Genomic DNA, 9411 nt, shown 5'->3' on the forward strand with positions numbered 1-9411 from the left:
GGAATAGTGTCGGATATAATCGAATGTTCTTAACAATTACAGGTTAGACAGCAGATTTGGAGTGGAGGCACGCATGATTAAGCTTGCAGGTATTGATATTGGTAACGACAGCATTAAGTTGGTTCTCGATGGTTCCAAGGAACCTTTGGTCATCCCGAACATCATTGCGCCGGGTTACGAAAGGCATATTTTACAGGAAGAGGATTCCCCTTGGAAAGCGCTCGATGTCATGATTTACAGTCCCTCTCTTTCCCAAAGAAATCAGCGTTACTTCGTCGGTCAGCTTGCGCTGGAGCACGAAGACAACCTGGAGCTTGAGGAYACCGATAATAAAGCCGTTTCGGATCAATCCCTCATTGTCGCGCTTACAGCGCTGGCCTATCAAGGTCTTGCCACTCAAGCCTTCAACAGCGGTTACGGCTCCGTGGATGAAGTTGAGTATACGCTGGGAACGGGATTGCCCGTTCGCTCATTCGCGAAGTACAATCAACAGTTCGAACAAAGATTGCTTGGCGATCATGAAGTGACGTTTCTGTCCACGCCACAATTTCATAACCGCAAAATCAAAGTATCCATTCGCAAGGTCGCTATTTCGATTGAGGGCGCTGCGGCTATCTTCCATTTGGCCACCCACGATAGCTTGCAGGTGAAGGACGAAGAAATTTACAACGGTTGTATCGGCGTTTGTGAAATTGGCGCACTGACGACTGATTTCCCTGTAATAAAACGGATGGCGATTGACAATCATTTCAGCCATGGCGAGCAAATTGGCATTGCTACGTATCTTGATGCGGTCATTCGCGATGTGGAAGATGCTTATAGCTATGTGTTTCCAAGCCGTGCCAAGCTCGTGCAGCGTATCAAGCAACGGGATTTCACGATCCAGTTACTTGGCGAAGGTCAAGTTGACATCCGGCCGATCGTCGATCAGCACTTCCGGCGCGCAGCTCTGCGTATGATCGAAATGATCAAGAAACGCTGGCGTAAATATCCTGATATCCAATGCTTTTATGTCATTGGAGGCGGCGCTTCTGCCCTAAGACCCTACATACAAGAGGCGGCAGGTTCACTGAAATTACGTTTCGCGAATGAAAGCGAATTTCTCAATATGTACGGCTACCTGAAGGTGGCCAAAAGTCGGTTAAACCAGGCAGTTCCTGTCTAAATCGAGCAAGCACCTGTGAATCGGGTGCTTTTTTTTATGCCCAATTTTATTATTTGCCGGCTTCCAATTGTTTCAGTTGGCTCACCTCCATATAAGTCGTGAGTGAGGTTAACAGCATGCAGATGGCGAAAATGATGGCGCAGACGGTCCCTATACTCGAATGGTATTTACTGAACATTAGTCCTACAATCAAGCAAAGGGTCGCAAGGAGGATTAACGCATTGCCTCCCCAAAGCCAGTGTTTGTACGATAGTCGCTGGCTGAGCTTTCCAATCTTCTGTGACGCCTTCACCCCGGAAGACTGCTCATCAAGCGAATTATCTGTCGCGACGGTTGGATTACCTTGCTTGCGTTTCTTCCGAGCGACGGCTAACAGGAGAATGGCCATCACCAGAGGCTGGTAGGCAAGAGCGAAAACTGGTGCGCTATAGTTAGAGAATGTTAATAGATCCGTTGTACTTTTGAATGACAACAGCGTTGTCATCACCATGAACAGTGCGACCGGCTTGTTAATCGTTGGGTAGTTGCGCTTATCCAGGATGGCGGAGATACCTAGAAGAAGCGCCATATAGATCGCAATCATTTTACAAGCAACTGTGGGATACCAGATCATCAAGATGATGAGATCAACACGATCGAGAAAGTCAGTGACATGAATCGTTTGGACCAAATTGTACACGGGATACAAGAAATTCCCCGGCAYCTTGGGTCCAAGAACGACCAAAATTAAGAAAATCGCCATCGTGAGCAGGAAAATGCCGAGCAGTGATCCATGCCGGATGGAAGACCTGACTTGATTGGGGTTGTTCATCATATGAAGAAAGGCGCCGAGAATGAAGATGTCTCCTGCACTGCCGATTGTGAGTAAAGAGCTTGCAGCGACACGATCCAGGGGCATCGTCATTGCGGGTGTAACAAGCCGGAAATAAAACTCATTAGACAGCAAGAGCGGCATGCTCAGCACTGTAATGACAAAGAGCGGGTAGAATAAATCATTCACCCGGGCGATGACCTCGACGCTGCTTTTGCCAAAATAAATCAGCAGTAGGCAAGGCAGCAAAGTTAATATTTCAAGTGGTGTATTGTGCAGCAAGAGCGTTGTACTAAACCTTGAGACGGACGAGATATCGCGCATCACAATTTGCCAGAAATGAAACAGCATAATCAGATTAATGACGGTACCGCCAAACCGGCCCAGCACTTCCTGTGCAATCTCGAAAATATTCTTTTGCGGATAATGTTTTGTGATGTAGCCAAAAAAGCTAGCCACCCCAAAAACATAGAAAACAGATGGCAAATAACTGTACCAAGCATCCATCTGCGAGACGCGTATCAGCACATTCTGCAAGGTGAGAATCCCTCCGCTTGTGATGACAGAAGAAGCCAACCAGGAGAGCTGCCGCTGATTGATCACTTGTTTTCTATCCATGGTGAATTCCGCCCTTTTCCCTATAATCCTTAGTCCTTAGATACCCAGCAGTCGTTCAAACCAAGGGGAAACTGTATGAATAAAGAAACGCGAAGGCATGGGGATTTTCCAATGCAAGTATTTGCTGAAGAAGAGACCTAAGGTTAGAAAAGTGAAGAACCCATAGGTGATCTTGATCGAGCCTTTCTCTTGCCTCAGCATCCTGCGATCGATGAGCAGCGAACCTGCCATTGTAACCAGAAAACATAACGTGAATATGCTGTTCATACGTTACAACCCCTCGTTGATAACATTTTTGTTGATCAAGCCAGTTTCTTGAATAGAGGCACTGACATGAATACGGAATTCAGCTTTCTTGAAGTAAGCCTCCCATTTCGCTTCAATGCGCTTGTTCCATTCATTCGGTTGGCTTCGCCAAACGATCAATCCAAGTTGTGCAGAGTCCGTTCCTTCTTTTTGCATTTGCTTAATCGCCGCTTGGATGGATTTGTTAATTTGCTCCGCCAACTTCTTTTCAACCTTCCGCATCACCGCGGCTTTGTCCAGATCTAGCATGGATAGATCCTCTCGAACCGAGCCGCTTGCATCGACGAGGACGTCGAAGATGACCTTGTCATCTTGAAGCTGTGGTCTGATTTGTGTTTGCCCTTTCGTCACAGAAATGGAAATTTCATTGCCTCCCTCTGTTGGGAAGGTAATCATATGTTCTTTGACTTGATTCCTGAGCCACATGAGTCCTTCTGCCTCGTGATTCTTATAGATGCCAATGAGGCGGTCACCTTTAAACTGTCCGTATCCGATCATTTGGATTTCATGGGAAGGTTCCTTGGAACCTTGCGATTCTTTGGGTTCCAAATAAGTCAGGATCGGATCACTATTGAAGCTTAAAGTTATGCCTATATCCTTGGTGGAGGTAGCTAAGGACTGCCGAGACTTCGACAGCTCCCGAATGACTTCAGCTGGGAACCGTTCGAATCTCGGCTCTGTGTTCAGTAGGTCATAGCCTTTGCCTTTGGTTATGACCAGGAAGGACGTCATCCGGCTCTCTGGTGAGCGGGGGACTGTATCGAAGATCACGCCAATACCGTTCTTAGCCAGCTTCTCCCCAATAACGATGGTCCTCCGATGGGAGAGAAACAAGCGGCGGGACATGCGCATCTGCAGCCGACTGGTCGCTTCGCGCATTGTCGTCCCGACATCCGAGTCGATGTAATAGCTCTTGCCGCCGGCGGTGCCTCCGCCTCCGCCGCTTGCTCCGCCCATGGAACCGGGGAGGGGCAGCATATAGGAAACACGAAATTTGCCGTCATCCTCCAGATCGATAGAGGAGGTTAGAACAAACGCGATATCGTTGGTTTCAGTTCGATCCCAGCAGCCTGTCAGGCAGACAAGAATGAGGGGGAGCGGTAAGAGTTGGCATAGCCGTCTAGGATGAACCATTCTGATTGCCCTCCTCACTGGAGTGATGCTTATGCTGGATAGAGCTTCCGTCTAGGCCTCCGTCCTGCTTGATCTGTTGGCTGAGCTTGTCGTCCATGCGCTGCGCATCTTGAACAGGCAGGAACTCCGGCCGTTTCTCCATCTGCCACCAAGGGGCACGAACGAATACGTCTTTGATATCGCCGGAGGATAAAGGTCCAATTGGTGATAAGTAGGGCACGCCAAAGGAGCGTAAATTCGCCATATGTCCAATTAGAATCATGAGCGAGAAGAAGATGCCATAGAAGCCGAACAGCGCTCCCGCCAGAAGGATCGGGAAACGCAGCATGCGAATGGCGATGGCACCGTTGAAACGTGGGATTGTGAAGGAAGCAATCCCCGTAATGGATACAACGATAACCATTGGCGCAGAAACGATCCCTGCTTGCACGGCTGCCTGTCCGACGACTAGCGCCCCTAAGATAGAAACCGCAGAGCCCACTGCTTTGGGTAACCGGATGCCGGCTTCACGCAGCGCCTCGAACGTTATCTCCATGATGAAAGCCTCAACAGCAGCGGGAAAGGGAATGGCTTCTCTGGATGCAGCAACGCTTAGCATTAATGTTGTTGGTAGTAGTTCTTGATGGAACGTCGTTATCGCGACGTACAAAGCGGGCGTTGTCAGCGATAAGAAAACGAAAACGTACCGAAGCATCCTTAGGAGAGAGCCGATTTGGAACCGCTCATAGTAATCCTCAGCCGTTTGCATCGTTTGGATGAAAACAAAAGGAACGATGAGCGCAAACGGCGTGCCGTCCGTGAGGATGGTCACCCGCCCCTGCAGCAATGCTCCGGCTACAACGTCAGGCCGCTCCGTATACTGCATCTGCGGAAAAGGGGAGTACGCATTGTCTTGGATTAGCTCTTCAATCATGCCGGACTCCAGAATGGCATCGATCTTGATGAGCTCAAGCCGCTTGACAACCTCCTCGACAAGGGAGGGCATCGCCAAGTCATCCATGTAACAGATGACGAGATTGGTGTTGCTCTCTTTGCCGACGGACATGGACTTCATCTTCAGTCTGGGCGTCTTCAGCTTGCGGCGGATCATCGAGGTGTTCGTGCGAATGCTCTCCACGAACCCCTCCTTCGGTCCGCGCACGACGGTCTCCGTCTCCGGTTCTGCGACGGAGCGCTTTTCTGTTCCGCGGATGCCGAGCAGGATGGCCTTGGCGTTTCCTTCGACGAGCAGGGCGGCATCCCCGCCCAGCACGGAAACGAGCAGGTCTCCGTAATTATCCGAGATCTGTGTTTGGGAGACGGGAAGAATGACGTCTGCGATGCGTTCGATGGACGTTTCACCGCCGCCAATCAGCATCAACGATTTCATCGTGTCATTCAGCAGTTGGGTGTTCGTGAGCCCGTCGACGAATAACAGTAATGCGGGAATGTTCGGCTCAATTGCGAATTGGCGAACGACGACATCGGAGCAGTCCTGGAAAATGGCTTTGATGAAGGCGTGATTATCATCCAGTAGCAGAGAGAGCGGTGTTTGCTTCAACTCTTCGATGAATTGATAGTCCAGCGAATCATCTAGTCCTTTTTGCTCGTCACTGGAATCTTCCTGCTTGTTCGATGGGCGCTTGCGCAGGATGCTTTTCATCAAAGGATTGGATGTTTTGACCATGTGAACGGCACCTCCTGCCAGAATGATCATAGGAATGCGTTTATTATTCTCTGCGAAATGGAGGATTTTATTACGAAAGTTGGAAAATTTTATTGTGTACATGACTAGAAGGCAAATCAGTATAGAGCGGAAGTCCTTGGCAAAAGCTAACGTGACAAGGAAATGGAAGGCAGTTTTTCGTATTGGAAAGAGGGGAGGAAGCTCATGGTTTGGGTTGTTTGTGTACTGCTTCTTTTCATTTTTCAGACAGCTACCATATTGATCGGTGAGTACAAACGACCAGCCAAGACGGTGGCTTGGCTGGTCGTTTTATTTATATTTCCAATCATCGGCTTCATCATGTACTATTTCTTAGCGAAGGAATATACCCAGCGCAAAACGGTGCGACGCAAAGGGCGTCGTAGAAGTTCTGAAACCAGACACCAATGGATGGGCATGGGAAGCCATAATAAGGAGAGAGTAGAGGAGCCCCACTATGAACTCTTCGAAGACTCACGATTGTGCGGTTTGCTTCACAACATTCCGGGCTCGGCCATTTTGTCGAACAATCGGGTGGAAGTGCTGACAAATGCGGATGTCACCTATGAGGCGATGCTGAAAGCAATCGAGAAGGCCGAGAAGCACATTCATTTTGAATTTTATACGATTCGACATGATGAAGCAGGCATTCGATTTCAAGAAGCGCTCATTCGCAAAGCCATGCAGGGGGTGAAGGTCCGAGTCATCTATGACGGAATCGGCTCCTATTCGCTTTCCACAGCCTACATAAATAGATTTAAACAGGCGGGGATTGAGATTTATCCCTTTCTGAGACCACTGATTGCGTTTTTTGATAAACGAATGAATTATCGCAATCACCGTAAAATCATCGTCATCGATGGACGGGTCGGGTTTGTAGGAGGCATTAACATTGGGGATGAATATCTAGGTGGTGACCCCAAGCTTGGCTTCTGGCGGGATACGCATCTTATGTTGCATGGCGACTCGGTGTATTATTTGCAAACGACTTTCATGACCGATTGGCTGTTCGTAAGCGGGGAGAGATTGGCTGATAATTCGCTGTTTCCAGAACATCATGAATCGAAGACATCTTTGGTTCAGGTGATTTCAAGCGGCCCGGATGCTTACTGGGATTCGATCCAGGAGATGTTTTTTGCGGGGATTGTAGCGGCCAAGAAGCGGGTGTATATGACGACACCGTACTTTATTCCGGATGCGAGCATCACGATGGCACTCAAAACGGCCGTGCTAAGCGGTGTGGATGTCCGCATCATTCTTCCTTACAAAGCAGATTCCCGCATCGTTCAGTATGCTTCCCGCTCTTACTTGCTGGAGCTTATGCAGGCAGGTGTTCAGTTCTACCTCTATCGCAAGGGATTCATGCATGCCAAGGTCATGATCATCGATCATATGATGGCTACAGTAGGAACCGCCAATGTGGATATGCGCAGCTTTTTCAGCAATTTTGAATTGAATGCCGTCATGTTTAACAAGGACGTGATTGATCGTCTGGAAGCAGACTTTTGGATGGATTTAAAAGAAAGCGACGAACTGAAATTATCCGAATTTCAGCAAAGATCGCGTCTGGAGAAGGGCAAGGAAGTGATTGCCCGACTGTTGTCTCCATTATTTTGAAGGTAGCCCTATGAAGGGCTACTAACTGAGTCGGGCTAGAATTGCGTCTAGATTTTGGAGGGGAACCCCTTCAATCAAGTCGCCATACTTCCTTAACCGGTCGAGGACCGTATGTAAATTGAATTCACGAGGGCTAGGACGCAGTTCGACCTCTTTCCATAACAGGGGGGTGGAGACGGATGCGTCTTTTTTGGCGCGTGGCGTATAAGGAGCCGATAGTGTTTTCCCGTACCAATGCTGAAGGTAGTCGATATAAATTTTATCCCCGCGGTTTTTCTTGAAGCGTTCGATGGTGAATAGATTCGGGTAAATCTTGACGACGTACGAAGCGATAAAATAACCGATTTTCCGCAGCTGCTCGAACGTGTAGCCATGTTGGATTGGAATATAAATTTGAACACCTGTGGCACCGGAGGTTTTGGCAATGGACTGAATATGGAGGGAGTCCAGTACTTCGCCGATGATATGCGCGGCTTCCATAATGCGCGGCTCTTCCTCCAGAGTGGGGTCGATGTCAATCAACCATTCTGCCGGTAGCGTATCCCCAATATGGTGAAAAGAAGGATGAAACTCCAGGCAAGCCAGATTCCCCAGCCAGAGGAGCGTAGATAGAGAGTCCAAATTGACGTACTGAATGCCATCGAGCGGAGCCAGCTTCACGAAGCTAGGCACTGGATCGGGGGCGTTTTTTTGGTAAAAGGATTTTTGATCATACCCGTTAGGGAAACGGATGGTCGTTAAATGCCGATTGCGACAGTAACGCAGCAGATAAGGAGACAGCTCGGATAGTTTGGAGAGATAATCTCCTTTGGTTATGCCTGCTTCGGGCCATAGAAGCTTATTAGGATTGGTGATTGTCAGCTCATGACCTTCCACGAGCAGTGTCCCTTTGGTTGTGACCGCCATGGGAATATCCCTCCTGCACATTATATAGTTCTGATTATTCCCTCTAGGACGAGTTCTCAAACTTTTACGGCGATTAATTGCCCAAAGTGGTTGACAAAATCCGATGAATAAATCATAATAATAAAAGTAAGTAACAAATAGTAAGTAACATATGAAGTAAAAGAAGATGTTATTTTGTTATTAAATTGTTTTTATATATTAAAATAAATGACAATGTATGGAGGAGATTTTATATGAGTAACAATGCGGTAGAAAAAAGCAATACTTTCCTGAAGGCTATTAAAGAAAGACGTACGTACTATGGACTAAGCAAAGGTACAGTTATTACTAATGAGCACATCCAAGAGATCGTGAACGAGGCTGTGAAACATACACCTTCCGCTTTTAACTCACAAAGTGCTAGAGTTGTTGTCTTGTTCGGTGATCAATCCGATAAATTATGGAGCATTACCAAAGAAACATTGAGAAAAATCGTACCTGCCGGCAGCTTCGCGCCAACGGAAGAAAGAATTAACGGTTTCAGCAATGGTTCCGGCACTGTTCTTTTCTTCGAAGATCAATCCGTTGTGGAAGGTCTTCAAGCTCAGTTCGCTGCATATGCAGACAACTTCCCGATTTGGTCCAACCAATCTTCAGGCATGCTGCAGCTCGTCATCTGGACGGCGCTTGAGCAAGAAGGTCTTGGAGCATCCTTGCAGCATTACAACCCGCTGATTAACGATGAAGTTGCTCAAACTTGGAATCTTCCAAGCGAGTGGAAGCTGATTGCACAAATGCCATTCGGTAAACCAACCTTTGTTCCTGGTGACAAAGAGTTTCAACCCCTTGAAGATCGTGTGAAATTCATCTAATCGCTCATCATTGCTAGATAGCCCCTTTCATTGTCAGAGGACAGTGAAGGGGTTTTTTAATTTTTTTTCGAAAATAGCAAACCGCCCTTGTTTACGCTTCGTTACCTTAAGTAGCAAAAATAAGGAGGAGTCATCGCGCATGGTTAATGTGAAAAAAGTAATCGTATCATCCCTCGTATTATTGGGCTTAGCAGCAGGCGTTACGGCTTTATCGGCCGCGGCRGCGGAACCACTGAACGTGAAATCCGAAACGGATATTGCCGGAGATTTGGGCATTCTGCAAGGAGACGGCAGCGGCTTGACCGCGGAATATTTGAAT

Annotated in this window: 9 protein-coding genes; 4 read left to right on the forward strand and 5 right to left on the reverse strand. The window is 47.8% G+C overall.

The genetic code is table 11. From position 1 onward, the window contains the following. Positions 1-73: 73 nt before the first annotated feature. Positions 74-1165, forward strand: coding sequence for a ParM/StbA family protein (locus AC1DUA_RS10795; protein WP_477499744.1), 1092 nt, complete (start codon positions 74-76; stop codon positions 1163-1165). Positions 1166-1214: 49 nt separating this feature from the next. Here the strand turns inward: AC1DUA_RS10795 and AC1DUA_RS10800 are convergent, their stop codons facing one another. The 4 genes from AC1DUA_RS10800 to AC1DUA_RS10815 are packed head-to-tail and all read right to left on the reverse strand — an operon-like array spanning position 1215 to position 5700. Then, the gene (locus AC1DUA_RS10800; RefSeq protein WP_477499745.1) at positions 1215-2594 is read right to left on the reverse strand and encodes a GerAB/ArcD/ProY family transporter; all 1380 of its coding nucleotides are present in this window, start codon (positions 2592-2594) and stop codon (positions 1215-1217) included. Positions 2595-2630: 36 nt separating this feature from the next. Further along, positions 2631-2861, reverse strand: coding sequence for a hypothetical protein (locus AC1DUA_RS10805; RefSeq protein ID WP_477499746.1), 231 nt, complete (start codon positions 2859-2861; stop codon positions 2631-2633). Between the two features lie 3 nt (positions 2862-2864). Next, positions 2865-4034: a Ger(x)C family spore germination protein gene (locus tag AC1DUA_RS10810; protein ID WP_477499747.1), complete on the reverse strand. Its 1170-nt coding sequence runs from the start codon at positions 4032-4034 to the stop codon at positions 2865-2867. After that, positions 4021-5700: a spore germination protein gene (locus AC1DUA_RS10815; RefSeq protein WP_477499748.1), complete on the reverse strand. Its 1680-nt coding sequence runs from the start codon at positions 5698-5700 to the stop codon at positions 4021-4023. The genes AC1DUA_RS10810 and AC1DUA_RS10815 overlap by 14 nt, the downstream gene beginning before the upstream one ends. Before the next feature lie 204 nt (positions 5701-5904). Here AC1DUA_RS10815 and cls point away from each other — a divergent pair, with 204 nt between their 5' ends. Beyond that, the gene (gene cls / locus AC1DUA_RS10820) at positions 5905-7335 is read left to right on the forward strand and encodes a cardiolipin synthase (RefSeq protein ID WP_477499749.1); all 1431 of its coding nucleotides are present in this window, start codon (positions 5905-5907) and stop codon (positions 7333-7335) included. A 21-nt stretch (positions 7336-7356) separates the two neighbouring features. Here cls and ligD read toward each other — a convergent pair whose 3' ends face one another. Beyond that, the gene (gene ligD, locus AC1DUA_RS10825) at positions 7357-8241 is read right to left on the reverse strand and encodes a non-homologous end-joining DNA ligase (RefSeq protein WP_477499750.1); all 885 of its coding nucleotides are present in this window, start codon (positions 8239-8241) and stop codon (positions 7357-7359) included. Between the two features lie 233 nt (positions 8242-8474). On the opposite strand from ligD, the gene AC1DUA_RS10830 reads away from it, so the two are divergent. Next, positions 8475-9092, forward strand: a complete 618-nt coding sequence (locus AC1DUA_RS10830) for a nitroreductase family protein (RefSeq protein ID WP_477499751.1) — start codon at positions 8475-8477, stop codon at positions 9090-9092. Between the two features lie 139 nt (positions 9093-9231). After that, positions 9232-9411, forward strand: a 180-nt coding sequence (locus tag AC1DUA_RS10835; RefSeq protein ID WP_477499752.1) for a hypothetical protein, incomplete at its 3' end; no start/stop codon positions are given.

Source organism: Paenibacillus sp. 01T422 (genome assembly GCF_056398785.1).